The organism is Amycolatopsis sp. NPDC003731 (assembly GCF_053586895.1).
This window is the reverse complement of sequence record NZ_JBSFNC010000012.1, coordinates 69,874-92,953: the sequence shown is the minus strand read 5'-3', so window position 1 is coordinate 92,953 and position 23,080 is coordinate 69,874. Positions and strand designations below refer to the sequence as shown.

The following is a 23,080-nucleotide window of genomic DNA, read 5'->3' as shown; positions in this document are numbered from 1 at the left end:
AGGGACTACCTCATCAGCGACACGCCACACGTGCCAGTCGGCCGCTCAGGCACCGGGGCACAAGTCTTTGCCTGTGTCAGCTGTGTCGTCCCGCATGTCATGCCATCGGGTGACCTTGTTGAACACGAGGACACAGGAGAGTGCGTCTGTGTGCCTTACCCGGCTATGACTGAGCTTGGCGTGACCTTCATGCTTCACAGTGCCCTAGATGGGCGTGAGCTTGCCGACGACTGAGAACCAGACTGCCGGGGCTGTCTACGGGCGGCCCCGGCTCTGATCTTGTTAGAGAGGGACTGAGCGGTGCAGAAGATTGATCAAGAAGTCTGGGACTTGGCGTTGGCTCACTACACCCGCTTGCACATGGGGCCGGGTTGTACTGGATCAGACAAGCTTAGGGATGCTTTGCAAGCCATCATCCCTATCATTGAACGTAAAGCTCGCATTGATGAGCTAACACGGTGGCTTAGTAACTTGCCGCAAGAGTCACCTGAACTTGAACAAGGCTTGATTGCCCGACTTGAAGAGTTGGGAGTTAAGCATGACGAGTGAAGAGCGTGAGCCCTGGTATCTCTATCTACGTAAGTCTTATGTAGCCAATGACAAGGACGCTGAATCTATCGAGGTTCAGCGGACCAATGACACCAAGTATGTGGAGTCTCAAGGTGGCTATGTAGCAGGCGAGTTCGTAGATGAGGGTATTAGTGCATCTAAGGGGCTAGAGCGTCCGGACTTCCTGCGGATGCTGCGGGGCATCGATGACGGAACGGTCAAGCGTCTGTGTGTCCGTGATCAGGCTCGCATCAGTCGCGAAGAGGAAGAGCTTTTCGTCTTCCTTAAGAGGATAGAAAAAGCTGGAACACTGGTCCGTGACTCTTACGGGCGTGAGATCAAGAATGACCTTCAAAGCAAGATCAAAGGTATCTTTGACTCTGAGTACGCTAGGACTGTCGGCAAGCTTGTAGCTGAGAAGAAAGCCTATAACGCTGCGCAAGGCATCCCACCTAAGGCACGCAACCGTCCTTATGGCTGGACCAAGGGATATGCAAAGGTCATCCCCGAAGAGGCTCAGAACCTCAAGGATGCGCGTAAACAAATAGTCGCCGGGGTATCAGCCTACGCAATAATAAAAGACTGGCGAGAGCGCGGAATATTAACCAGCAACGGTAAGACCTGGAAAACACAAGACCTGACACGTATCTTGCGTAAGCCTGAGCTAGCTGGATTGAAGACCTACCACGGTGAGGTTGTCGGCAAAGGTCAGTGGGATGCCATCTTCACTAAGGACGAACACGAAGAGGTTGTGAAGGCTCTATCTGGCAATGTGGCCTACTCGACTTCTACGGCCCGCAAGCATCTTCTTACCGGCATCCTGATTTGTGGACTGTGTAAGTCCAAGCTGTCTGCCAAGTGGCCTAGCTATTGGTGTAACCCGTCACGCGGGGGTTGCGGAAAGATTGTCCGCAACATGAAAGCGTTGGATGAGTACTTCACCCGGCGAGTTTATGAATACATCAAGAAGCTTCCAAAGGTGAGCGAAGAGCCGGCCAAAGACCCTATCGGCGAACGTATCGCGGAGCTACAAAAAGACCGTGACGAGTACGTAGAGGCTCGCAAGGAAAAGCTTATTAGCTTGAAAGACTTCCTAGCCTTCACTCAACCTATCGATGCTGAGCTTAAGGAGCTACAGCGCAAGAAGCCGGTCAACGTGGCTTTGCCCGTAGATGACGCTCAGAGCTTCCTTGACGCGTCGATAGACAAGCAGCGGGCAACTATCGCCAGGATCTATCCAATCGTCGAGGTGAACCCCACAGGCCGCAAGGGAGCCCGGTTCCATCCGGATCAACTGGACTTCTGACACGCCACTTTGGGGACCGTGCAGTTAGGCAACCCTTACATGTAGTCTCTACACAGCGGCAGGCACAGGGCCTGCCCAGACGATAGGAGCTACACCGTGGAGCTGTACTACAGCCGGGTTACCGAGGACCGTAAAGCCATCATCCTTGAAGATCGTGAAGGTAATGAGCTGGGCCGGTACTCGAACGCTGAGCAGTTGCACACGGCGGCTAAGAACCGAAGTGGAGCATGCATGATTATTCCAAGAGAAGAAGAGGAACGAAGTAGCTAGTAGATAGCAAGAGCCCCGGCGGACCGAAGTTGGTCTTAGCCGGGGCTCTTTGCTTGTTATAGGGATAGGATCGTATGAACGTCTCGTGCGACTTCAATTGTGAACACCTCTAGTGCTAGAGCTGCGTCAATCTGGTCTTTCCACTGTTCGCCCGGTAGATCTCCCTCCTTATCTTTATCCATGGATTACCTCCGAATGTTTAGTTATAAGAAAAGCCCTGCTAGCGCTGAGCGGGGACCCGGCTAGCAGGACTCTTCAAGTACAGCACGTGCACGGCCGTAAACATAATTATCAAATTTAAAGACGGGCCATCGTTACTCAGCCGTGACTAACCGCTACTCACAATATACTTAGTGATTACCGAGAATATCTATTGGCCTTTAGCTTCATCAATTGCTTTGAGCAATTTGTCTACCCGGTGCTTCTCTAGGTGGCCGTAGCAGAAGGTCTGCATGTCCACCTTGTCCCCGCCGCTAGCGGGGTTGTCGAGCACGTCAGTGGACTTGCCCTTAACGGTGAACTTGAGGACACCGTGACTGCTACCAGGCGGAGTGTTACTGATATCAGTGATTGCACTGATAGGGAAGCTGTTCGTCTTGATGTCGCCCAAGATGCCCTTCTTGATATCGGCTCTGATAGTTACTGTTGAGCCACTGAAGGTGATCTTACGACGGCGAGAACTACTCACGTACTGCTTAGCCATTGCTGTACTCCGGCGGGGGATAGGAGATCAGGGAACGTAGCAAGTCATGTCAGTAGCATCGGTCTTCTTGACCTCGCCGACTATGGCACCAGTCTTATCGGCGATAGTGCAGAAGGCAGGCTTACCGGTCACGTGCGCACTCGGCTTGTCGTTGATGCCCCATTGGGTCACAGTCAGCTTCAACCGGTCGTCATAAGCCGTAGCAAGCTCTGTAGGCGGCAAGCCCTTGTCTGTGGTCACATCAAGCGTATTGCCCGGGGCAACGCTGATAACGTAGTTGAAGCTCTCGGGACCCGTGCTAGGCGTTGTGGTAGTCGAGCTGGTGTTAGTAGTGCTGTTCGCTCCGCAACCCGCCACGAACAGGCAGGCTAAGCCGATAAGAACCTTTCGCATGTCATCCCCTCTCTTAGGATGCAAGTAACCCTAGAGCTTTAGTCGCTCTAGGGCTGCCCGCTGTTACTGCTGTACTGCTGGTTTGAGCATTCTGTCATGCTCGGCTATCCATTGGCTACAAGCTCGACAAACTTGCAGGTGGCCGGCTGTTGGCCAGTCCAGTATGACAAGCTCGCCTGAGCACTTGTGTTCCCGATAGAGGGAGTGCCAGCAGTGACACCCCTCTACACGGTTCATTCCTTATCGTCTTCTAACTTTGCTGGCTTAAGCTTGTAAGTCACGGTTGGCTCATGCTCGCCTGCCTCGAATAATACTTCGCCGTTCTTGTCGCGAACCTCTACAACGTCTACAGACTGTGGGCCATCTCCTAAGTCGAGAGTCGCACCTACAAACGTGATGTGAAGCTTACTGTTCTCCGCCATCTAGATCACCTCCCTTATCATCATGTAGTGATTCTGCTTCGACCCCGGCAACTAAGCCACTAGCTGTGTTCAGTAAGTCATGCTTGAAACGGTCTGCATCCGCAGTGTGAATGCCAGGCAGTGAGTCAAGGGTGAATGCCATTGGAAACCAGGTCTGTCCCTTGTAGCGGATACCAAACTCAATCCACTCACTCATTGTCTTCCTTCTTTCCTTCAAACTTAGCCTTTAGGCGTTCCTTGGCTTCCTTAAGTTCTTCCTCGCTCATAGCGCCAGACTCAACGGCGTTCTTCCATGCCTTCTCGATATCATCCTTAACACCCAGAATGCGAATCTTTACGGTCTTGCTTACTGGTACTCGTGTAACTTCAACTTCACTCACTTAGATCACCCCCTCTTAAAGCCTCTAGCTTATCTGCTGCAAAGTCTAGAACTAGGTTCTCTAGATCTGACTTGGTCTGACGGAAAGCAATCTCCGGGCGTAGCGTCACTACAACCTGTTCCTTACCGTCTTCTACGATGTACTGCACTTGCTTAATGTTTATTGTCTTCCTCCGGATTATTTTGTTGTTCCGCCAGATAGCGGATTGCATCAAACTTGCGTGGTTGTAACTCGCCTGCATTGAACTTGAGTGTTAGCTCAAAGAGCGTGCGTTCAGCTTCTGACATGCGAAATGGGTCTATGCCTGTCTGGTTGCAGAAGTATTCGAATATGTAACGTCGGCGCTCTAGCTCGTGTTCATCAACGACCACATCAGTCGTTCCCTTTGGTCAGTGACTTGATGGTGTTGTTGATCTGCTCTACGAAGTCGGCGAGGATCTTGTCTCTAAGGTCCTTGTCGTATCGCATTGCGCGTAGCTCTGCTTTGCGTACCCGGCGGGCAATCAAGTAGTAGTCGTTCATTCTGTAGCTCCTGTCTTAAGTAGGTGGGCGTCGGCTAGTTGTGTAACTGCTTCTAGACGGTCGTCAACCTTGGCTAGCTTTCCGCTGATCGAATCGATGTGCGCAAGCATTTCTTGGTGTAGCTCTTCCATCCTCTTAGCCTCCCTCTTATTGGTCTTGTTCATTCTGCTGCCCGCAATATTGTTCATCTCACGGTGTAGCTTGCGTAGGGCTCGCCCGTAATAGACCTTGCCGGTCTTGGTAAGTCTCAGGTGGGTGCCCATATCCTCGCGCTCTGGTTCAGCTAGGTAGCTTTGGTCCTTGGCTGAAAGGTTCGAGAACGCTTCATTGAAGTCTGCGTATTCGGCCTGGTCTCCACCGTTGACCACAATGCGGCTGAACGGATCACCAGTGGTTAGCTGGCTCTCTGCATAGGCGTAGGTACCGATGGTGTAGCCACTGAACAAACGATCAAAGTTGTCTTTGAGCCATTCCCATTCGTAGTATTCGTTCCAGGTGGTTCGATAGAAGTTGTCAACTACACGCTTGCATTCCTTGGTGATGGCGTGGCGAACACAAGCATTCTCGTACTGGTCCGGGTCATCAGTGCCCGGTAGCTTTTCGTGTAGCTGTTCGTACTTCATCCATAGAGCTGACTTGGCATCAACCTTGATTGCTTCACGGTCATCGTGGTTAAAGAACGGGTAGTTCTTGAAGATGGCGTTAGCGATGCGGTCGACTTTGTCAGTCAGGTTGTAGATAGAGAAGCTGTACTCAGTGGTGGTCATGCGACACCAGCTCTCCACTGGCGAACGCTAATGCCAGTGTGGCGTTTGAATGCCCTTGAAACGGCCGATGCTGTGGTTCCGAGTAGTCGAGCTACATCAACGAGAATCTTGCCGCTCTTAACGAGTCTGACAGCCTCTGCAACGTCGACGTTTTCTCTGAGTCTGGTGTTGAGGTCTGGGCGAATGTGTCCCCAATGGTTACCGGTAAGCACCGCGCTAGCGTTCTTGTATCCATACTTCTTATTGATATCCCTACGTGACATACCGGCTACGGCATCAAGCTTCATTTGCTCGACAACAGAATCGGTTAGCTTCGCTGTTGGATGGTCTTCTCCGCGTGGTGCACGTACACCAAGGTAAGCAGTTCCGTGACGGACGCTATCTTCATAGTTTTCCTTGGCTGAACCCCATGCAAGATTCTCTAAACGGTTATCCTGAGGGTTGCCATTGAGGTGACGACCGTGCGGCTTGTCTGCCGGAGCTGGTCCTACAAACGCGTTCAATACAAGCTTGTGTACGCGGAATACGTGGCGCTGTCCGTCGCGCATTAAGCCGACTTGAAGGTAGCTACCAGCTTGCTTAGAATTAGTGCTCATGAAGCGGGGGACTTGAGTAAAGATGTCTCGTCCGTAGCCCTTTGTTCTGTAAGAGCGGATGCGCCCCATGTTGGATACTTCGTATCCTTCAAAGTTTGGTACTTCTTTCCAGGTCTCTCCTGGAAGATTGATTGAATTGTTAATGTGAATCTATCCCTTTAGAAATTTACAACCTCTCGGCTGCATACAAGTATTGTCCCATAAATTTTATTATGATGCAGTGTTACCGAAATGGCTAGCCGGCCTCTAGCAGGCACTATATGCAGGGTAACTTTATTCTGTGACCTAAGCGTTATAAAGCAGTAGGCAATTTGACAATAACAAGATCCATGAGACAATAGATCTAGAGCGAATAGAGGTCCACTCAAGTCCGAAAGGAGTCAGCGCTACTACTAACACTAAAAGGCTTTCCCGCTAGCTGTGACTGGACCTCCGGCTAGCGGGATATTTTTTGCCTTAACGAGAGGTCCAGAACAAATGAGCATTATCAATATTGTAGACAAGTGGGGTTGGTACAGTGAACTGATCCAAGCCGGTTGCCCCGACAAGCTTCTTAAGGTTGCGTTCTGCATTGCAGATTACGTAAACAACCAAACCAATAAGGATGGCAGCCCCGTGCACCCTGACGTGTACGGCCTAGCCTTTCCGAGTCAAAAGGAACACATTGCCCCGTTTACAGGGTTGAGTGTGTCCAGAGTGAGCGAGAAGCTGTCTGAGCTAGTAGAAGCCGGTTGGCTTGTGCTAACCACTAGAACCCTATCCAGCGGGGGAAAGAAGAACTACTACCAACTAGCAATAGGACAGAGCTGGGAGAAGCGCAAGCAGAACGCTAGGTCAATAGAGAATCTACGCGTAGGCCGTTCCACCACTTCCGAATCCCAGCAAGTACCCCTTCCGAATTCCGGCAAGTCTACTTCCGAAAACGAGCAAGTACCCCTTCCGAGTTTTCGAACAATAAACATTAAAGAAACATCTACTCAAGCAGATAAAGAAACATCAACTCGCGCAAGCGCTCGCCCTGAGGGGCTTCTCTATTCTTCAAAGGATGAAGGTGTTTCTATTGATAATAAAGATATTAGAATTCAATCTATTGATGAGAAGCAACAACCCCCGACTTCCGAATATTCGGAAGAGGCTCCTGAGCTACTCGATTGGGAGAATATAGTCCTTCCCGGTCAGCGAGTACGAGAAGTTACAAGAAGCGGAGATGACTGGTAAGACATTCTTTGAGAACAGGTGTTACCGATCAGGGGTGGTAACAACTGTGTATAGGTGAAGAGAATTTCACTCGATTCTATTTCAACTCCCTTTAGAAGTGGCACCCCCGAGGTCGTTAACCTCGGGGGTCTTCTAATACAGACTTCCCGCTAGCGACATTTACTGTAGTCAATGACCCCCGGCTAGCGGGTTTAACTTGCATGACCCTAGATTCTCAACGGAAGTGCATCAAGCTTTGGTGTGTGCGCACTAAAGACGGCCGGGGTGTAGAGGTTGAGAAGGTCACCCGCTTTGCTCCCTCTACTCCCTGGCTCCCAACTTATTGAAAGGAAGTGAAACCATGACGGTAATAAGTAAGTTCAGATGGCTGGTCCGCAATCCGCTTGAAGCTATCGAGATAATCCTAGCCCTAGCCTTGCTCGTGATCGCTGTCCGAACAGCCATACCGACATGGTGGATAGCTACTTCCGTATATCAAAATAACCTAATCAAGCTTATCGCCGGGGTAGCTGAGATGATCCCAGCGTTAATGATCCTAGGGCCGGCTATCGTTTCGTCGGGGGATGGATACGCGAGAAAAGTCAAGCTTCGTAAATCAGCTATTCTTTGGATGACCGTTACGTATGTCTACATGCTGGTCTTCCGCTTACTTATTGTAGGAGCATCCCCGCTGATCGCTATTATCGGCTTTGCAGTCCCGATACTGATTGGTCTGGTGATGTTCATCAGACTGTCGGTGAAATGCTAGAAACAATACTTGTGGCAATAGGTAGTGCGCTTGGTAGCGGCGGGGCAATCAAGGGCATTGAGCTATGGCTCAAACGAAACAGAGACAAGATAGATGATCGGAAGGTCATCACAGACGAATGGCGTGCCGACTGGGATAAGCGTGATGAGATACACGCGAAAGACATCCAAGATCTTCGAGCACGACTAGACCTAGTTGAGAAGAAGCTAGAGATGAAGAATGCAGAGAACGAGGAACTCAAGGCACAACTAGCCGAGAAAGACTTCCAGCTTAGAGAACGCGAACTAGCGTTCAAGGAATATAAGACACACGTCTACGTGAAGCTAGTTGAGCTTGGTGCAGATAAAGAGCTTATAGAGGAGATCAGGAAGCTCTAATTTAATAACGGGGGGTGTCCCGATGGAGATCAATAAAAGGACGCTCAGAGAGCTAAATGATATCTTCAAATGTGATAACTGCGAGCGCAGGCTAACAGCACGTTGGAAGTGGTTCTTTGAAAGCAAGACTTTCAGACCATGGTGTAACGCTTGTGTGCGTGTCGTCAATCAAGGACGACCAATCAAGGTTATAGATAGCTGAGCTTCGCTCAGATGCTTGTCACTCGTACACGTCACCGTCGCTTGCTTCGCAAGCTCGGGTTACGTTAGCACTCGTTACAAGCAGCCGCCCGAAAGGGCACAAGGACTACCCGGCGGCGGGTAAATAAAAGATGGTCGTGGGACCAGAGAGGATACGCAATGGAACGCGTAGAAGGATTTAAGAAGAACACTAGCAGTCAAACAGTCGAGCGATTCGAGTTCGACAGGGTCAAGAAGATGGAAGTAATTATCGTCGGTGATCCAGCAAAGGAACTGCGCAAGGCATGGGCAAGAGTTGCCTTTGAAGAGCGTGACCGTAAGGCAGTAGCTGACCTATTCCGCAAGATGGCAGACAGCTTGGATGCAGAGGCACCAAATGAGATCAGAACCTATAGCAATACTCCTTATCGAGCATCAGTGCCAGGAGCAAGCTGGAGTGTAACCAACGTTGATGATCTAATCATCAACCTCAAAGCATGGAAATCGATATATCAAAAGTAAAGCATTAACAGCACGCACAAGGAGTACAAGCCGCTAGGTAACGGCAGAGGGTTCGAATCCCTCGCGTGCACAAGCTAATTCGGCGGGGTGCCGAGAACACCTCTATCAATCAAAGGAGTTAATAACCAATGACAGAACAACTAACAAGATACGGTAAGCGTATCGTTGAAGATAGCTTCCAGTTCACACCACAGCTCATCGACTTCAGTCTTAACTTTCAGGGAAGCAATGGAACCGTCCGCTTCCGTTATGAAGACAAGGCAGCAGTACTAGAGATCATCGATCAGCTTAGGGACTATCTCGCGACAGACCCTGTACCTGAGGTGCCTGTACAAGACCCACCAGGAGCATGAATCTAGACGCCTAGCTCTTCCTTTATTGCAGCAAGGATAAGGTCTCGATATGCAATGATTTCGTTGCGGTAGATAGTGATTGTTTCGTATGTCAGCTTCTGTTCATCATGAGTGGAAGCGATGGCTACCATCTGTGCTATTGAGATGCGCTGCCTGACACCTAACATGGCATCAGAAACTTTTCCACCGCTTAGAATCTGGATTACATCGAATGTATCGTCAAGCTGCTTCTTGAGCGCGTCGAGCTTAGCCAGTGAACTAATAAACGGTTTAGGATCTGCGTTTTCAAAGAAGTAATCCTTGATAGCCTCAAGTGTCTTAATAGCCTCGGTGTAAGCCTCAAGTCGGTGTTCATAGTGCAGCTTATGATTGTCTTGCATGCTTTGGTGAGCTTGTTCTAATGCTAAGCGCTTATTGGCATAGCGAAGCGTAAGCCAAGTAGTAAGACCACCAGCGATGAGAGTAGACCCGCTAGTGATGGCGGCTAGCACGACAGTCAGCCAGAGGGGAGCACTGTTCACGGGCTCGAAACTAGCCGAAGATCAGCAAGTGATCACACCAGGGCGATACGTCACGGTGACGGAACGCATGATCAACAAATGGCCGGCTGGCTTGCTACAGAGCTTGCTACGTTCGGTGCACCAGCTCGACCCCGGCCGCCAGGCCGTGAGGCAGGCAGCAGACACGAGAGAGCCCCGTACACCAGAAGCGGCATACGGGGCTCTCAGCGTCCCTGTGGAGCGTCAGGCACCAGGGTCCGGGTCGTCCGGGTGGGCCGCCACGTAGGCATCGATCACCTTGCTGGCAATCCGGCCCTTGTCCTTCACGTCGTGGCCGACCGACTGGCCCCAACTACGTACACGCTGCTGCCACTCCGCACGCTCCGAGTTGGCCGCAGGAGCACCAGCCACGGGCTTGCCCTTGGCACGCTTGAAGGGGCCGTAGCCCTTGTCTTCATCGAAGTCCTTGTCTCCGGCAGTGATGAACGCCTTCAAGGCAGTCTTGAACTTGGTGCGGGTAGCCGCTCCCACCTCAAAGCTGTACTCAAAGCCACCGACTTCAAAGCGGATGTACTCGGCTTCAGTCTCCTCGATCTTCTCGCCTGTGAAGTCGTCAGTCACGTTGTACTGAACGATGCGTTCCCTAGCCATCCCTGCTCCTTAGTAGGTCTTACCTAGGGCAGAGACTAGCACAAGCCTTAGCTAAGCCTAGCTAGTAGGGCTTACTAGGCGTGTCTTAAGCCAGGGGAGTAGATGAGTCAGCTTTTAAAGGGAGGGGCTACTACCTAAGACTATGAGGGGGATAAGCACATGCACTACCTATGCCCCGGGGGATGTAGGACAGTCAGTACCAAGCCTGGTAGATGCGACGTATGCAAGCGCAAGCAACAAGCTAAGGAAGACAGAGCACGAGGCACAGCGTACGAACGTGGCTATAACCATGAGTACTACACCAACCGTGCCGCACTACTGGCAAGCAATGACTTGTGTTGGTTATGCCAAACGCGCGGGGCAGATACAGCAGACCACATAGTACCCCTATCACGCGGGGGTACTAATAGGATGGATAACCTAGCACCAGCACATAAGAGATGTAACAGTAAGCGTCAGAACAAAGTGATTTAAATCCTTCGCTTTGCTCGAATCTAATTCGAAGTTCTATTTTTGAATCAATTCATTAAGCACTCTCGCCAATATGCATAGATCTTGCATGATTATGCATACCCCTAGGGAGGGAGTGATCAAAAGTCTGAGCTTGATCAGCTTCTAGACCCGGCCCTTATGGTTATGCAAAAAAATGCTGACCTGGGCTTTTTGGTGCGCTCGCTTTGTGTAACGACGGCAGCGGAGTGCATAAGTATGCATAGAGGAGGTATAAGCGTGGCATTTAATCCACCTGAGTATGTACAGGATCAAGCGCTAGTCGAATGGATGCGCCTACTTCCGTACATGATTGAAAAGGGCTTTGACAAAGACGAATACGTCATGACCTACGCATCCTATTGCGTAGCAGTGATGCAGTTTGAAGATGCAATGAACACGATCAATGAACATGGGTTTGTGGTTGAGGGTCGCAATGAATCCTTGGTGAAGAACCCTGGATTCACAATTCTTAAGGAAGCTAACGAGCGCATAGCGCAAGGATCAAGGGCTTTCGGGTTTACCCCGGGGGACTTGGCAAAACTTACAGTCGCACCTGCGGATAGCGAGGATACGCCTGATTGGCTTTCTGCTATTTCATGAGGTGAACACATATGGACTTTCCCTACGTGGATTGGAGGCCGGCTAACGCGCTAGATACTGAATTCCTATTCGACGAAAAGCGTGCTAAGGCTGTAATTGGCTTTATTGAAGACGCGATGATCCTTAGCTCTGGTATGCACCAGGGCAGCAAGATTAAGCTTCTCGACTGGCAGCGTGACGATGTATTCACAAAGCTGTTTGGCACTGTCCGATGGGATGCTGAGCTAGGCCGCTACGTACGTCAGTACACCACTTGCAATATATGGATTCCGCGTAAGAACGGTAAGACCACGATCATTGCCGCAATGGCTTTGTATTTGCTGTCACTCGACATGTTTGTATCAACAGGCAAGCCAGGTAAGGCGACTATCCTCTGTGGTGCGTTGACCAGAGACCAGGCTAACCAGATATTCGAGCAAGCTAAGGGCTTCATCAAAGCCAATAAGAAACTGAACAACCCGAAGATCTTCAAAATTAGAAACGGGTGGCGCGAGATTGAGCATGTGCCGACTGGCAGCAAGCTCAAGGTGGTTGCCTCGGGTGAAGACGAAAAGCTAGGTGGGGAGCCTACAGCGGTTATCATTGATGAGCTTGCGGTACAGAAGAACGGCGACTTCATCAACTCGCTTAAGGGTGGTCAGGGTTCTACTGCTGAACCCTTGCTTATCGGTATCTCCACTGCGGGGTACAAGAACAAGCACAAGTTTGGCTTTGAAGAGTGGGCAGCAGACAAGCGCATCTTCGAAGACCCATCGCTGAACAAGCACAAGCTTGTCTTTATGCGTCCGATCGACGAAACAGCGGACTGGAAAGACCCGGAGGTATGGCGTTACGCCAACCCGTCACTAGGACAGGCCAACAGGTTCAACTACCTTGAGGAAGAGTTCGCGGAAGCGATGCTCAAGCCGCACAAGGTGCCGCACTTCAAAGCGTACTACCTAAATATCTGGAGCAACGAAGGTAGCTCTTGGATCGATAGTGCCCGCTGGATTGCTTCTGGTGAAGCCGGGGGAGAAGTGCAACCAGAGCTGCTAGACGGGCGCAAGTGCTACGGCGGATTGGATTTGTCGAGCAAGAAGGATCTAACCAGCTTCACACTGGTATTCCCTGGTAAGCCGGGGAGAGATCAGGAAAACGAACCAGGCTTCACCATTCTTAGTTGGTCCTGGGCTACTCAATACAGCATTGAGAGTCGAGACGACCATATGAAGTACAAGCTGAAAGAGTGGGCAGGAGCCGGCCAGCTGCACATATTCGAGGGTGAAGAGATTCGCTTTGATGTTGTGCGCGAGAAGATCATTGAGCTAGCTCGGTTCTACGACGTGCAAGCGATAGGAATTGACAAGTGGCAGTCGCGTGATTCCGCGCAGATTCTTGAAGACGCTGGCTTAGTGCTTATCGATGTACCGCAGACAGCAAAAACACTGGGACCACCTACCGCCTACTTTGAGGCAAAGGTACTCAACAAAGAGATTTACCACGGCTTCAATCCGATCCTGACATGGAACTTGGAGAACGTAGCCACAGTGACCGACAACCTAGATAGAACCATCCTGCACAAGAAAAGCTCGGCGGACAAAATCGACGGGTTGGCGGCAACCATCAACGCTATCTATCTGGCCTATGAACCAGAACCAGAAAGCGAGTACATCACACCATCGATTTACGAAATCGACTTCTAGGAGAAGAAATGAACATTAAGACCAAAGTGTCGCTTCAACTTGCGGGTGTGCTGGCAATCAGTGTCGGGGCCTTCATGGTCGCGATTTGGCTCGGGCTAATGATAGCCGGAATCTTCCTGCTTGCCATTGGCACTGGACAGCCGGAGAAGCTGACTGACAGAGAGGTCATAGAAAAGGACGATGATAGTTAATGGCAGGATTATTTGGGCACTTCGAGAAGAGATCGGAGAGTGTAGCTCAACAACAGAATAACGCGACGTGGAAGCTTCTTAACGAACCACAGAACACCAGCGTAGATCTTGATGAGCGCAAGGCATTAGCAGACTCAGCCGTAGACACATGTGTGTCTACCATCGCTGACACGCTGGCTGGTTTCCCTATTGACCTCTATCAACGTGGCGGAGACGGCGGGGTTGAAGAGGTAGAAAAGCCAGCATGGCTAGTACAGCCGAACCCTAACGAGACGCTTCTAGACACCATGAAAGCAACATGGGTGTCTTTGCTGCTTCGTGGTAACGCGTATTGGCTGCTTATCCATGATGATGCAGGCGAACTACTGAATGTGGATGTACTGCACCCGGACCGTGTAGAGGTCTACAAAGAAGGTGGGCTAGTTAAATACACCATTGACGGCGAACGGGAGCTAGACGGAAAGCCAATCGTTAACGGTGTCAATATTCTGCACTTCAAGAGCAAGGCTCTGCCGGGGGAGTACAAGGGACTAAGCCCTATCGAGCTACACCGTAGAACAATTAATGGAGCACTGAAGGCCGAGGACATTTCAAGCAAGCTCTTCGATAAGGGATTGATGACCAGCGCGGCTATCACCTATCCGGGCAAGCTAGATCAGAATGAAGCTGACCGTGTAGGTAAGCAGGTAAACGCGGCGGCTCAAGGCGGCACTAACAAAATCATCGTTATCTCAGACAACGGTAAGATTCAGCCTCTTCAGATCAGTCCTGCTGACGCTCAGTTTATCGAGCAGAAGAAATACTCGGCTATCCAGATAGCCCGAATCTGGAAGTTCCCACCGTACAAGCTAGATCCTAGCGTCACCTCAACTTGGGGTAGCGGTATTCAGGAACAAAACCAAAACTTCGTAGACATCACCCTCAAGCCATGGATTGACATTGCAGAAGCAGTGATCAATACCTTCCTGCTTGAAGAGGGATTTTTCATCAAATTCAATCTTGGCTCTTTGCTACGTGGTGACATTGAAGCAGCCTACGACTCATACGGAAAAGCTATCTACAACGGCTTCATGACTCCGAACGAGGCGCGAAAGCTAGCTGACCTACCACGCGACGAATCCGGCTATGGAGACAACTTCCAGATCGCTCTAAGCGTCGGTGACCGTAATGCACAAGGCGCAAAGGATGCCGCGGCGCTTTTGAAGCTACAAGCTGAAATAGAAAAGCTTAAGGCCGAGACCGATGAATTACGAAAAAGACAAAACCCCGGTAAGGAGGTATAATTAGTTGAAGCAAGAAGTACGGTCTTTTGACTCCGAGTTCGAGACTCGTTCAGAGCAGAACAAACTAGTCATCACTGGGTATGCAGCCGTTTTCGATACGAGAACACTGCTTCAGCCGAGACTCTATGAAGAGATTCGCAGCGGAGCATTTACAAAGACCATTCAGGAAGCCGACGTAAGAGCCTTGTACAACCACAATCCTATGTACGTACTAGGACGCAATAAAGCGGGCACACTACGTATGGCACAAGACACCAAGGGACTTCACTACGAAGTAGACCTACCTGACTCGCAAATGGGCCGGGATCTATACGAGAGTATCCAACGTGGTGACATCAGCCAGTCATCATTCGCTTTCTATCCAGTAACCGGCAAGGCTCCGGTCACATCGGAGAGAAGCGAGCAAGAAGGACGCTTCTGGGTTCGCTCTCTACAGGAAGTGAAGCTCAAGGACGTAAGCCCTGTTACCTATCCAGCCTATGAGGCAGCGACAGTAGGAGCACGAGCAGCAGAGAACATCGCAGAAATGCGCGGGCTAGAACTAGGGGAAGAATCCCTTACAGACGTTCTAGACCAGCTTGACGACAAGGCGAATGCGCCAAAGGGTATCTACGTACCACGTCGTCATGTTTCAAGCCGCATCATTGAGATGCGCAATAAGTACCTTAAGTGAGCCGGCCAGTACCACTCCGAAAGAAAGGTCTAAGCAACAAGCCCTACCGGGGGTCTAAGCCGGAATACATTTAAGGAACATTAGGAAATTGAAGACTACTAACGAAAGGCTTCAGGATGCACTAAAGGCACACGAAGACCTTGTAAATAAGTTCAATGGTCTAGCAGGCGGAGAAGTAACCGAAGAGGTTCGCTCCGAGCTAGACGAACTAGACACTCAGATTGAAGCCCGCGCGGCTGAAATCGACAAGCTAGAGGCACGCGTTGCTTCAGAAGCAAAGGTAGCCGAGACTCGTTCTCGTTATGCACACATCGTAGATGTTGCGCCGAAGACCCGCGAGGAAGGCAAGCTAGCCGAAGAGCTACGCTCCGCAATCCTTGAAGGTAAGTCATTTGACGTTGTTGGCGGTCCAGTCGTTTCTAACATGGCTGAATACCGTGCAGCCCCTGTAAAGGCTGCTGGTGGTAACTACACTAACGATGACTTTGTCACTGCCGTAATGACTGCATTCGCCGAGAACACTGCTGTATTCCGCGCAGGTGCACGCGTTGTGACTACTTCAAGTGGTGAGCCAATCGACGCTCCTGTAGTTGCAAACATCGGTGCAGCTCTTACCGCAGAAGGTGCAGCACTTCCAGAAACCGCAGACGCTACCAAGAAGACCCTTTCCGCGTACAAGTACGGCGCAATTGCCGACTTGTCTAAGGAGCTAGTAGAGGACACTTCGGTAGACGTAGTTGGTCTAGTTGCTGGTCTTATCGGCGACAACGTATCTGGCGCCGTAAACGCTGACTTCATTGCTGGTAACGGCACTAACAAGCCAACTGGTCTTATTGTCGGTGCTGGTGCTGGTGTAACCGCAGCAGGTGTATCAGCAATCACTGATGATGACCTTTACGGCCTGTACTACTCAGTGAAGGACTCAGCACGTAACCGTGGCGCATGGTTCATGCACCCAACTACTGCTGCTGCACTTCGTGGCCTATCTGGCGTATGGACAATCAACCCAGCTTCAGACAATCCAGAGCAGTTGCTAGGACGTCCGGTATTCACCGACTCAAGCATGGAAACTCCGGGCGCAAACAAGCGTTCAATTGTCTTTGGTGATCCAAAGGCTTACTTCGTTCGCTCTGTTCGTGGCCTACGCGTTGAGCGCTCTGATGACTACAAGTTCGGTAACGACCTTGTAGCAGTAAAGGTTGTATGGCGTGGTGACGGTGTAGTAACCGATCCAAACGCACTAAAGAAGCTAACTCACCCAGCTAGCTAATCAGTCGGATAAGGGGCCGTCTTCGGGCGGCCCCTTATTCATTTGGATAGGAGGTAACACCATGAAGATAAGAATGCTTAAGGACTATGGCCATGACTTCGAGAAGCGCGGGGCGTGGCTAGAAGAGGGTACCGAAGTAGAGGTATCCGACGCTTTAGGTGCAAGGCTGCTTAGTGATGGACGAGCAGAACCGATATTAGAGAAGCCTACTGCCGAGAAGAGAACAAGGAGAACCAAGAAGGAAGGTGAGTAATAGATGATTAAGCGTGGTAAGAGTGAAGTCATTAGACACATGTTCTACGTTGACGACACAATCGCCGACGCTGGAACAGTGACAGTCACAGTAACCGATGCATCCGACGCTGTTGTATTCACAGGACCAGCTACTAAGACCGGCGACACTTACAGCTTTACCCTTCCGTCTTTGTCGACTCTTGGACCACTCACCATCGATTGGAACGGGTCTCTATTAGACGAGACCACAACTGAAGAAGTCATTGGAGACTACCTGTTTGAGCTATCTGAGCTAAGAGACTTGTTCGCGGCCAGAGAGATGAAGACAAGCTCTTACAGCAATGACCTTCTCCGTTCAGTCAGGGACCAAGTGACAGAGATCTTCGAGTCAGTGGCCAATGTGTCGTTTGTCGAGCGTCGCAAGACCGTGCGTGTGGGTGTCCTCAACGGGCAGGCGTTCCTACCGGTCGTCGCTGTGCGCCAGGTGGTCACTGTCGACGGCGAGACCTTCACGGGGGACTTCACTGCGAACGGCTGGCTAGACGGCCTGACAGGGCTCTCAGCCACCGTGACGTATGAGCACGGCCTAGATGGGGGAGTGACCGCCGAAGCTCGCAGCATGGCGCTAGAGCTGGCTGTCTACCTCACTGCCGCTCGAACCAAGAAGACGCCGGACAACACAGAGCTTCAGACAGACCAGCAGGGCAACACCTATCGCATGTTCGTGGTGGGTACACGCGGGATTGAAGTTCCCGTGCCTCGTGTGGATGCGTTCTTGAAGCGAATCAAGTTCGACGTTCCGGGGGTGGCGTGATGAGTTTTACTACGGCGTTTGAAGTCAAGCGCTACTTGCAGACTCGCTTAGAAGAACTTCTCAGCGACTACGGCCGTGCAATAGCTGTCCTTTATGGACCGCCGGCCCAGGATGACCTACGTTTAGCAGTCGGTATCGGGAACGTCGAGTGGGAGAGCTTTGAAAGCAGCTCTTTCGGCCCACGTGTGAAGGTCTATGAAGTGTACTCAGTCGAATGTGCCATAGGTGTTGAACAGCCTGACGGCTCGCCTAAGGACACTGACGCAACAGCAGAAGACATTGCAACCATCTTGGTTGAAGAGCTTCGCAATAACCGAACACTTGGATTCAATGTCGACTTCACCAACCTTGTGCCAACTGGCATAGATACGCAAGTCGGCCTAGATGGTGGAGCAATGACCCTGTTCAAGTTCAATATCAAGTGTGAGAAGAACTTGGCATGACAACTCTCTCGGTGCAGATGCTCAAAGACTGGGCCGGGTGGCTCAAGGAAGGACAGACCTACGAACTGGACTACTCACTAGCAACGATGCTTATCGGATTAAAGAAAGCAAGGTATCGCGGTGACGCTATCAACTTGTTCAAAGGTTTCAACGAAAACAAAACGGCGGATAGCCAGAAAGAGGATGAAGATATATGGCCAACATGATTGACCAATACATTAACGTGAAGGACGAATCTGTCTATGGCACCGCAGTTGCAGCAAACAGATCAATCGACTTCAACTCAGAAGACATTAAGGGTGACTACTCAAACGTCATCATGGCTTCTGGTCTAAGAGCAGGCGAGTATGCAGTCAACGCCAAGCGCGTTGCTCGAAACCCAAAGGGTGCGTCAGGCTCTGTAGAAATCAACGGTGCCAACCAGGGGCTAGCTTTCTGGTTTAAGCACATGCTTGGCAACTACACACTCGGCAGCACAACCTCAGGTGTAACTACTCATACATGCAAGGTAGGCGACACCAAGGGCAAGAGCTTCACTCTTCAGAAGAATGAAGTTGGCTCAGACGGCAACAACTACACCAAGACTTATCAGGGTGGAAAGGTTGTCGGCTGGGAAATCAGTAACTCTGTAGACGAGTTCATGAAGGTCAAGCTTGATCTAGACTTCCAAAAGGAAAACCTTGGTAGTGGTGCTGGTGCACTAGCTACCCAGGTCAAGAACTTTGGTAACTCTGACAACCTGAAGGAGTTCAAGTTCTACGAAGGTGTTGTCACCGTGGCCGGCTCTCAGGTAAGCGTGTCTGAAGTCTCTATTAAGGGAAAGAAGAACGTTGCTGCTGAGCGCTACTTCCTAGGTACACAGCTCAAGAAGGAACCAATTCAGAACGGTCAGGATGAAGTCACTATTGATTTCAAGATGGAGTTTGAAAGCCTAGTACAGGAACAGCGTGTAGCTAATGCGCTTGAGTCAGGTGCACAAGTAGCAGTTTCTGTTACTTGGACTGCTACCGAGCCAGAACCAGGCACAGGCGTTTCAAGCATCACTCTGACTATGCCAGTGGTTTCACTAGTTGATGCACCAACCAACATTGACGTAGGCAAGCTAGCCGAGCAGAGCCTAACCGGAAACGTATTGTGGCCGGGTTCAGGTCAGGGTGACAACATGCTTACCGCAGTCATTGTTACCCCGGACGCTACCGCTATCTGATGACTGCGTACGTTCTTGGTGCTAACGCATTCAGGCAGCTACGCGCGGACCTCAAAGAGATAGACGACCGGGCACCTAAAGAGTTGGCGAGAGTCAATAAAGAGGTTGCCAAATATGTCGTACAGGTAGCCAAGGAAAAGGCGAATGAGCTTGGTGGTGTCTTTCGCAAGTCAGCACCAGCTCTGTCCGCTTCTGGTTCAGGTTCGGCCGTAGCCGTGTTTCTCAAGAAGACCTCTAGGCCGTACGCGTTTGGTGCCGAGTTCGGTAGCAAGAGGTACAAGCAGTTTCACGAGTGGAGAGGTAATCCACTGGTCAACGCCTTTGACGGCGGACCTGGTTACTTCCTCTACCCATCGATCCGATCACATAGAGCGCGGATTGAAGAGAAATGGATGGATTCAGTGGAAGCACTACTCAAGATATTTAAGCCTGTCTATGAAGGCTAAGCCTAGGCCCCGGCTTTGTAGGGGCCACATTTCATATATCGGAGGAAAAGATGACAGAACAAGAATTTGCATTTGACTTTAGGTGGGCTGATCGCTTGAAGCTACGCGACCGTGAGGAGTTTGAAGACATCTCCGGCTACGCATGGCAAGACCTAGAAAACGGTGGTGCTTTGAGAACAGACAAGAACGGAAAGGTCATGTTCACCACTGATCCTGACACCGGCGAGCGTTGGCCGCTACGCACATTGAAGACCGAGATGGTCATTGCTTGGATCTATCTACTCAAGCGCACTGAAGATCCCAATGTAACCCTTGAGGACATTCGTAATCTACCCGGTTACGTCTATGACGAGATCATGGCTAAGCAGTTCAAGATCATGCAGGAAGTGATCGAGGATGCAAAAAAAGACCTCGCCGAGCAAGAAGAGGCTACGGCTCAGGCGAAAGCCAAGTCCGGGTCAAGAGCCTCAAAGAAATAAGAGCGGAGCGATACGACGAGTACGCGAGATTCTGCGAGGGATGGATTGGCTGGACGAATGATGACGTCCTAAACCTGACGTTTGCGCAATACGAAGCCTACGTAAAACGCCTGAACGAAAGGATCAAGAACACGAAATAAGGTGATAGTGCATGGCTGGTGATAGCCAAGTAAAGGTTAGAATCCTTGGTGATTCCAAGGATGGACAGCGCGCGATGCGCGACTATGCCAAATCAGTTGCCGAAGCTGAGAAGGCGAATGAACAATTTAACGCCAAGCTGACTAAGTCCACTTCGGTAGCGATGAAGGTGCTTGGCTCAATGCCGGTCGTGGCGGCAGTGGCGGGGGCAGCAACAGGAGTAGCCCTAGCTGGTGTGCCTCTCCTATTCGGAGCAATAGCGGCAACAGCGCTATCAAGCAATCAGCGTGTAAGCCAGAGCTTCACTGAAATGACAGGGCACATTTCCGATGGCGTCAAGCAGGCAGCTGCTCCGCTAGAGGGAACTATGGTCAAGGCCATAGACAAGGTCGATTCAAGCTTCGCTCGAATGCAGCCACAGATTCAAGCTGCGATGGTTGGTTCTGCTGGTTCAGTTCTCAAGCTGACTGACGGCGTGACCGAGCTGGCAGAGAACGCGATGCCTGGATTGGTTGTGGCCGCTCGTAACAGCTACGCGGCAACTGTCGGCATTGAAAGTGCGATGGCTAAGGCCGGTACTGGTGCGTCTGATTTCTTTAGGAACCTGAGCACAGGGGCCGGCTCTTCAGGCAAGATAATTGATGAGCTAGGCGACGTGGTACGAGACTTCCTCGGCTTTGCTGGACAGCTCTTCGCCAACTTGAGCAACAACGGCGTGGGCGTGTTCACGCAACTGAACACCGCGCTCAACCAGGTGTACCAAATCATTCTGAAAGTCAGCACCGACGGGATGCCTGCCGCAAGCGGAGCGTTCAGCGGATTTATGACCATCGCTTCGGGAGCCTTGAGCGTCCTTAACGGAATCTCAAACGCACTCGGGGGATGGCTCGGTCCACTGGGACAGGTTGCCGGGGCTCTGAAGGCCGTAGACCTCATCACCTTCGGTGGTGTGACAAAGCAGTTCGATGGACTAGGAGCGAAGCTCAAGGAGTCACCTGGGCTTGCCGCAAAGGCCGGTACAGCGTTGGGCACAGTGCTAGGAGCTGCGCTCACCCCGGCCGGGTTGGCAGTAGGAGCGTTGGCCATCGGGTTGACCATCCTCGGGGAGAAGCAGCAGCAAGCCGCACAACACGCGGCGGAGCACAAGAGCCGCATTCAGGAGCTGACTTCAGCTATCCAGCAGGATAACGGTGCAGTCGGTAATGCAACTCAGGCAGCAGTAGCTAAGGCATTGGCTGATCAGAACGCTATCGGCAACGCAAAGGCTCTAGGTATCAACCTAGGCCAGGTAACGCTTGCGGCTAACGGAAACAAGACTGCTCTAGAGTCAGTGACAAGTCAGGTGGATAAGCAGATTACTTCTGTGCTTGGTGCATCTGAGAATAACGCTTACTTCACTGACACCTTCAAAGGTCTGTCGCAAGAGATGGTGAATACCGGCAAGGGTGCAAACGAGCTTATCGATAACTACTCGGTATGGCGTGCACACAGCCTTGACCTAACTGACTCAGAGCGTAGTCACCTGGAAGCTTTGCTTAACTTAAAGGCAACTGTTCTACAGCAGAACCAAGGCGTCAATGAAGCAATCACTATTCAGCAGGCTTACCAGCAGGCTTTAGCTAGCTCGACTACGCAAATGAGTGCTTCACAGTTTGCGGCTCAAGCCTCAAGTGCGGCACATAGTCGTATGGCCGATGCGATGAAGACACTTGCTGATTTCACTGCGGATGCGACTGCGAAGGGTCAGGCATTGGTGACAGTGCTCGACTTGCTCAACGGTAGAACACCAAGCTACGAAGAGGCGCAGCAGACTATTAATGACACTCTAAGGCAGATGGGTGAGCAGTTCGGCAAGAACATAGACAAGGCTCAAGGGTTTGGTAACCAGCTCATCAATCTAGACGGTACAGTTAATACAACCACTGCCAACGGTTCCAACTTGCAGAACCAGCTAGTCACACTTCAAAGTGGGTTTGCTAACTCGGGTGCTGCAATCCAGGATCTAGTAGCTAAAGGCATGTCTCTAGATCAGGCAACCAATAAGGTTAATGGTGACCTAGGTACTCAGCAGGCACAGCTAGTAGGCGTCCTGCAAAAGGCTGGATTGACCAAGGGGCAGATTGACCAGTTGATCCGCACTTATGGTCTGGTACCTAACCAGGTAACCACAAACGTGGTAGCGAACACTGGTGCGGCTGAGAATGCCATCAACTACACAGCACGTGACCGTACTGGCCGCATCACCATGATTGTGCGTACTGACGGCTCAATCCGTGTCGGTGGTGGAAACCTGGTAATGAACGAGACAGGTAACATTCTCGCCTTTGCCAACGGTGGACGCTTCACACCGATGCGCGGGGGACTGGCGCAGAAGGTACCGCCTAACACCTATCGACTAATCGGAGATAACTCCCGAGTTAATGAGTCATACATCCCATGGGATAAGTCAACACGCTCAATGAACTTGTTAGCTGAGACAGCTCAAGCATTCGGTAAGCAACTGACTCCTATTGGTGGGGATGGTGCTAGCTATAGCTCGGTTAGTTCTTATGGCGCTGTAACAAACAACGTGGTTATCAACGTGAATGGCGCTCAAGATCCAAAGGCGATAGCAAACGAAGTGCGCCAAGAGATTGAACGTATTAATAGAAGAAACGGAAGATAGGGCAAG

Annotated in this window: 31 protein-coding genes; 22 read left to right on the top strand and 9 right to left on the bottom strand. The window is 51.0% G+C overall.

Annotated features, from left to right (window positions below):
* Positions 1 to 300: 300 nt before the first annotated feature.
* The 3 genes from ACWDN5_RS07990 to ACWDN5_RS07980 all read left to right on the top strand — a co-directional run bounded on the left by ACWDN5_RS07990 (position 301) and on the right by ACWDN5_RS07980 (position 2,125).
* Entirely contained in the window at positions 301 to 549 is a 249-nt protein-coding gene (locus ACWDN5_RS07990) for a hypothetical protein (RefSeq protein ID WP_449675382.1), read from the top strand.
* Positions 539 to 1,855: a recombinase family protein gene (locus ACWDN5_RS07985; RefSeq protein WP_449675380.1), complete on the top strand. Its 1,317-nt coding sequence runs from the start codon at positions 539 to 541 to the stop codon at positions 1,853 to 1,855. The genes ACWDN5_RS07990 and ACWDN5_RS07985 overlap by 11 nt, the downstream gene beginning before the upstream one ends.
* A 96-nt stretch (positions 1,856 to 1,951) precedes the next feature.
* Entirely contained in the window at positions 1,952 to 2,125 is a 174-nt protein-coding gene (locus ACWDN5_RS07980; protein WP_449675378.1) for a hypothetical protein, read from the top strand.
* Between the two features lie 370 nt (positions 2,126 to 2,495).
* Here the strand turns inward: ACWDN5_RS07980 and ACWDN5_RS07975 are convergent, their stop codons facing one another.
* The 7 genes from ACWDN5_RS07975 to ACWDN5_RS07945 form a co-directional block, all read right to left on the bottom strand.
* Positions 2,496 to 2,828, bottom strand: a complete 333-nt coding sequence (locus tag ACWDN5_RS07975; RefSeq protein WP_449675377.1) for a hypothetical protein — start codon at positions 2,826 to 2,828, stop codon at positions 2,496 to 2,498.
* Between the two features lie 27 nt (positions 2,829 to 2,855).
* Positions 2,856 to 3,221 (bottom strand): hypothetical protein, encoded by a 366-nt coding sequence (locus tag ACWDN5_RS07970; protein ID WP_449675376.1) that lies wholly within the window; start codon positions 3,219 to 3,221, stop codon positions 2,856 to 2,858.
* 233 nt (positions 3,222 to 3,454) lie between these two features.
* Positions 3,455 to 3,643, bottom strand: coding sequence for a hypothetical protein (locus ACWDN5_RS07965; RefSeq protein ID WP_449675374.1), 189 nt, complete (start codon positions 3,641 to 3,643; stop codon positions 3,455 to 3,457).
* 188 nt (positions 3,644 to 3,831) lie between these two features.
* The gene (locus ACWDN5_RS07960) at positions 3,832 to 4,023 is read right to left on the bottom strand and encodes a hypothetical protein (protein ID WP_449675373.1); all 192 of its coding nucleotides are present in this window, start codon (positions 4,021 to 4,023) and stop codon (positions 3,832 to 3,834) included.
* Positions 4,024 to 4,395: 372 nt separating this feature from the next.
* Entirely contained in the window at positions 4,396 to 4,545 is a 150-nt protein-coding gene (locus ACWDN5_RS07955) for a hypothetical protein (protein ID WP_449675371.1), read from the bottom strand.
* Positions 4,542 to 5,312: a hypothetical protein gene (locus tag ACWDN5_RS07950; RefSeq protein WP_449675369.1), complete on the bottom strand. Its 771-nt coding sequence runs from the start codon at positions 5,310 to 5,312 to the stop codon at positions 4,542 to 4,544. Before ACWDN5_RS07950 ends, ACWDN5_RS07955 begins: the two co-directional genes overlap by 4 nt.
* Positions 5,309 to 6,040, bottom strand: coding sequence for an NUMOD4 domain-containing protein (locus ACWDN5_RS07945; protein WP_449675413.1), 732 nt, complete (start codon positions 6,038 to 6,040; stop codon positions 5,309 to 5,311). Before ACWDN5_RS07945 ends, ACWDN5_RS07950 begins: the two co-directional genes overlap by 4 nt.
* 345 nt (positions 6,041 to 6,385) lie before the next feature.
* Between ACWDN5_RS07945 and ACWDN5_RS07940 the strand changes: the two genes are divergently transcribed.
* The 4 genes from ACWDN5_RS07940 (at position 6,386) to ACWDN5_RS07925 (ending at position 9,306) form a co-directional block, all read left to right on the top strand.
* Positions 6,386 to 7,126 carry a hypothetical protein gene (locus ACWDN5_RS07940; RefSeq protein WP_449675367.1) on the top strand — a complete coding sequence of 247 codons (741 nt, stop codon included), beginning with the start codon at positions 6,386 to 6,388 and terminating at the stop codon, positions 7,124 to 7,126.
* A gap of 741 nt (positions 7,127 to 7,867) precedes the next feature.
* Positions 7,868 to 8,251, top strand: a complete 384-nt coding sequence (locus tag ACWDN5_RS07935) for a hypothetical protein (protein WP_449675365.1) — start codon at positions 7,868 to 7,870, stop codon at positions 8,249 to 8,251.
* 360 nt (positions 8,252 to 8,611) lie between these two features.
* The gene (locus tag ACWDN5_RS07930) at positions 8,612 to 8,953 is read left to right on the top strand and encodes a hypothetical protein (RefSeq protein ID WP_449675363.1); all 342 of its coding nucleotides are present in this window, start codon (positions 8,612 to 8,614) and stop codon (positions 8,951 to 8,953) included.
* Between the two features lie 128 nt (positions 8,954 to 9,081).
* Positions 9,082 to 9,306 carry a hypothetical protein gene (locus tag ACWDN5_RS07925; protein WP_449675361.1) on the top strand — a complete coding sequence of 75 codons (225 nt, stop codon included), beginning with the start codon at positions 9,082 to 9,084 and terminating at the stop codon, positions 9,304 to 9,306.
* Between the two features lie 2 nt (positions 9,307 to 9,308).
* Here the strand turns inward: ACWDN5_RS07925 and ACWDN5_RS07920 are convergent, their stop codons facing one another.
* Both ACWDN5_RS07920 and ACWDN5_RS07915 read right to left on the bottom strand, forming a co-directional pair.
* Positions 9,309 to 9,827: a hypothetical protein gene (locus ACWDN5_RS07920; protein ID WP_449675359.1), complete on the bottom strand. Its 519-nt coding sequence runs from the start codon at positions 9,825 to 9,827 to the stop codon at positions 9,309 to 9,311.
* 222 nt (positions 9,828 to 10,049) lie between these two features.
* Positions 10,050 to 10,457: an Lsr2 dimerization domain-containing protein gene (locus ACWDN5_RS07915; RefSeq protein ID WP_449675357.1), complete on the bottom strand. Its 408-nt coding sequence runs from the start codon at positions 10,455 to 10,457 to the stop codon at positions 10,050 to 10,052.
* Between the two features lie 159 nt (positions 10,458 to 10,616).
* On the opposite strand from ACWDN5_RS07915, the gene ACWDN5_RS07910 reads away from it, so the two are divergent.
* The 15 genes from ACWDN5_RS07910 to ACWDN5_RS07840 all read left to right on the top strand — a co-directional run bounded on the left by ACWDN5_RS07910 (position 10,617) and on the right by ACWDN5_RS07840 (position 23,074).
* Positions 10,617 to 10,931, top strand: a complete 315-nt coding sequence (locus tag ACWDN5_RS07910) for an HNH endonuclease (RefSeq protein ID WP_449675355.1) — start codon at positions 10,617 to 10,619, stop codon at positions 10,929 to 10,931.
* A gap of 156 nt (positions 10,932 to 11,087) precedes the next feature.
* Positions 11,088 to 11,549, top strand: a complete 462-nt coding sequence (locus ACWDN5_RS07905; protein ID WP_449675353.1) for a phage terminase small subunit P27 family — start codon at positions 11,088 to 11,090, stop codon at positions 11,547 to 11,549.
* A gap of 11 nt (positions 11,550 to 11,560) precedes the next feature.
* Positions 11,561 to 13,231, top strand: a complete 1,671-nt coding sequence (locus ACWDN5_RS07900; protein ID WP_449675351.1) for a terminase large subunit — start codon at positions 11,561 to 11,563, stop codon at positions 13,229 to 13,231.
* An 8-nt stretch (positions 13,232 to 13,239) separates the two neighbouring features.
* Entirely contained in the window at positions 13,240 to 13,422 is a 183-nt protein-coding gene (locus tag ACWDN5_RS07895) for a hypothetical protein (RefSeq protein WP_449675349.1), read from the top strand.
* On the top strand, positions 13,422 to 14,705 hold the full coding sequence (locus ACWDN5_RS07890) for a phage portal protein (protein ID WP_449675347.1): 1,284 nt from the start codon (positions 13,422 to 13,424) through the stop codon (positions 14,703 to 14,705). The genes ACWDN5_RS07895 and ACWDN5_RS07890 overlap by 1 nt, the downstream gene beginning before the upstream one ends.
* Positions 14,706 to 14,709: 4 nt before the next feature.
* Positions 14,710 to 15,378: an HK97 family phage prohead protease gene (locus tag ACWDN5_RS07885; protein WP_449675345.1), complete on the top strand. Its 669-nt coding sequence runs from the start codon at positions 14,710 to 14,712 to the stop codon at positions 15,376 to 15,378.
* Between the two features lie 88 nt (positions 15,379 to 15,466).
* Positions 15,467 to 16,648 carry a phage major capsid protein gene (locus tag ACWDN5_RS07880; protein ID WP_449675344.1) on the top strand — a complete coding sequence of 394 codons (1,182 nt, stop codon included), beginning with the start codon at positions 15,467 to 15,469 and terminating at the stop codon, positions 16,646 to 16,648.
* Between the two features lie 61 nt (positions 16,649 to 16,709).
* Positions 16,710 to 16,901 carry a DUF7302 family protein gene (locus ACWDN5_RS07875; RefSeq protein WP_449675342.1) on the top strand — a complete coding sequence of 64 codons (192 nt, stop codon included), beginning with the start codon at positions 16,710 to 16,712 and terminating at the stop codon, positions 16,899 to 16,901.
* Positions 16,902 to 16,904: 3 nt separating this feature from the next.
* On the top strand, positions 16,905 to 17,696 hold the full coding sequence (locus tag ACWDN5_RS07870) for a hypothetical protein (RefSeq protein WP_449675340.1): 792 nt from the start codon (positions 16,905 to 16,907) through the stop codon (positions 17,694 to 17,696).
* Positions 17,696 to 18,139 (top strand): hypothetical protein, encoded by a 444-nt coding sequence (locus tag ACWDN5_RS07865; protein WP_449675338.1) that lies wholly within the window; start codon positions 17,696 to 17,698, stop codon positions 18,137 to 18,139. The genes ACWDN5_RS07870 and ACWDN5_RS07865 overlap by 1 nt, the downstream gene beginning before the upstream one ends.
* Positions 18,136 to 18,345 carry a hypothetical protein gene (locus tag ACWDN5_RS07860; protein WP_449675336.1) on the top strand — a complete coding sequence of 70 codons (210 nt, stop codon included), beginning with the start codon at positions 18,136 to 18,138 and terminating at the stop codon, positions 18,343 to 18,345. Before ACWDN5_RS07865 ends, ACWDN5_RS07860 begins: the two co-directional genes overlap by 4 nt.
* Positions 18,333 to 19,346: a phage tail tube protein gene (locus ACWDN5_RS07855; protein WP_449675334.1), complete on the top strand. Its 1,014-nt coding sequence runs from the start codon at positions 18,333 to 18,335 to the stop codon at positions 19,344 to 19,346. The genes ACWDN5_RS07860 and ACWDN5_RS07855 overlap by 13 nt, the downstream gene beginning before the upstream one ends.
* Positions 19,346 to 19,792, top strand: a complete 447-nt coding sequence (locus ACWDN5_RS07850; RefSeq protein ID WP_449675332.1) for a hypothetical protein — start codon at positions 19,346 to 19,348, stop codon at positions 19,790 to 19,792. The genes ACWDN5_RS07855 and ACWDN5_RS07850 overlap by 1 nt, the downstream gene beginning before the upstream one ends.
* A 50-nt stretch (positions 19,793 to 19,842) precedes the next feature.
* The gene (locus tag ACWDN5_RS07845) at positions 19,843 to 20,271 is read left to right on the top strand and encodes a hypothetical protein (RefSeq protein WP_449675330.1); all 429 of its coding nucleotides are present in this window, start codon (positions 19,843 to 19,845) and stop codon (positions 20,269 to 20,271) included.
* Positions 20,272 to 20,422: 151 nt separating this feature from the next.
* Complete coding sequence (locus ACWDN5_RS07840) at positions 20,423 to 23,074, top strand: hypothetical protein (RefSeq protein ID WP_449675328.1); 2,652 nt, start codon at positions 20,423 to 20,425, stop codon at positions 23,072 to 23,074.
* Positions 23,075 to 23,080: the final 6 nt, after the last annotated feature.

Excerpts from the sequence above, each read along its gene's own strand:
- ACWDN5_RS07985 (WP_449675380.1), top strand. The coding sequence starts at position 539 with ATGACGAGTGAAGAGCGTGAGCCCTGGTATCTCTATCTACGTAAGTCT.
- ACWDN5_RS07975 (WP_449675377.1), bottom strand. The coding sequence starts at position 2,828 with ATGGCTAAGCAGTACGTGAGTAGTTCTCGCCGTCGTAAGATCACCTTC.
- ACWDN5_RS07970 (WP_449675376.1), bottom strand. The coding sequence starts at position 3,221 with ATGCGAAAGGTTCTTATCGGCTTAGCCTGCCTGTTCGTGGCGGGTTGC.
- ACWDN5_RS07965 (WP_449675374.1), bottom strand. The coding sequence starts at position 3,643 with ATGGCGGAGAACAGTAAGCTTCACATCACGTTTGTAGGTGCGACTCTC.
- ACWDN5_RS07955 (WP_449675371.1), bottom strand. The coding sequence starts at position 4,545 with ATGAACGACTACTACTTGATTGCCCGCCGGGTACGCAAAGCAGAGCTA.
- ACWDN5_RS07950 (WP_449675369.1), bottom strand. The coding sequence starts at position 5,312 with ATGACCACCACTGAGTACAGCTTCTCTATCTACAACCTGACTGACAAA.
- ACWDN5_RS07940 (WP_449675367.1), top strand. The coding sequence starts at position 6,386 with ATGAGCATTATCAATATTGTAGACAAGTGGGGTTGGTACAGTGAACTG.
- ACWDN5_RS07935 (WP_449675365.1), top strand. The coding sequence starts at position 7,868 with ATGCTAGAAACAATACTTGTGGCAATAGGTAGTGCGCTTGGTAGCGGC.
- ACWDN5_RS07930 (WP_449675363.1), top strand. The coding sequence starts at position 8,612 with ATGGAACGCGTAGAAGGATTTAAGAAGAACACTAGCAGTCAAACAGTC.
- ACWDN5_RS07925 (WP_449675361.1), top strand. The coding sequence starts at position 9,082 with ATGACAGAACAACTAACAAGATACGGTAAGCGTATCGTTGAAGATAGC.
- ACWDN5_RS07915 (WP_449675357.1), bottom strand. The coding sequence starts at position 10,457 with ATGGCTAGGGAACGCATCGTTCAGTACAACGTGACTGACGACTTCACA.
- ACWDN5_RS07910 (WP_449675355.1), top strand. The coding sequence starts at position 10,617 with ATGCACTACCTATGCCCCGGGGGATGTAGGACAGTCAGTACCAAGCCT.
- ACWDN5_RS07905 (WP_449675353.1), top strand. The coding sequence starts at position 11,088 with ATGGTTATGCAAAAAAATGCTGACCTGGGCTTTTTGGTGCGCTCGCTT.
- ACWDN5_RS07900 (WP_449675351.1), top strand. The coding sequence starts at position 11,561 with ATGGACTTTCCCTACGTGGATTGGAGGCCGGCTAACGCGCTAGATACT.
- ACWDN5_RS07895 (WP_449675349.1), top strand. The coding sequence starts at position 13,240 with ATGAACATTAAGACCAAAGTGTCGCTTCAACTTGCGGGTGTGCTGGCA.
- ACWDN5_RS07890 (WP_449675347.1), top strand. The coding sequence starts at position 13,422 with ATGGCAGGATTATTTGGGCACTTCGAGAAGAGATCGGAGAGTGTAGCT.
- ACWDN5_RS07875 (WP_449675342.1), top strand. The coding sequence starts at position 16,710 with ATGAAGATAAGAATGCTTAAGGACTATGGCCATGACTTCGAGAAGCGC.
- ACWDN5_RS07870 (WP_449675340.1), top strand. The coding sequence starts at position 16,905 with ATGATTAAGCGTGGTAAGAGTGAAGTCATTAGACACATGTTCTACGTT.
- ACWDN5_RS07865 (WP_449675338.1), top strand. The coding sequence starts at position 17,696 with ATGAGTTTTACTACGGCGTTTGAAGTCAAGCGCTACTTGCAGACTCGC.
- ACWDN5_RS07860 (WP_449675336.1), top strand. The coding sequence starts at position 18,136 with ATGACAACTCTCTCGGTGCAGATGCTCAAAGACTGGGCCGGGTGGCTC.
- ACWDN5_RS07855 (WP_449675334.1), top strand. The coding sequence starts at position 18,333 with ATGGCCAACATGATTGACCAATACATTAACGTGAAGGACGAATCTGTC.
- ACWDN5_RS07850 (WP_449675332.1), top strand. The coding sequence starts at position 19,346 with ATGACTGCGTACGTTCTTGGTGCTAACGCATTCAGGCAGCTACGCGCG.
- ACWDN5_RS07845 (WP_449675330.1), top strand. The coding sequence starts at position 19,843 with ATGACAGAACAAGAATTTGCATTTGACTTTAGGTGGGCTGATCGCTTG.
- ACWDN5_RS07840 (WP_449675328.1), top strand. The coding sequence starts at position 20,423 with ATGGCTGGTGATAGCCAAGTAAAGGTTAGAATCCTTGGTGATTCCAAG.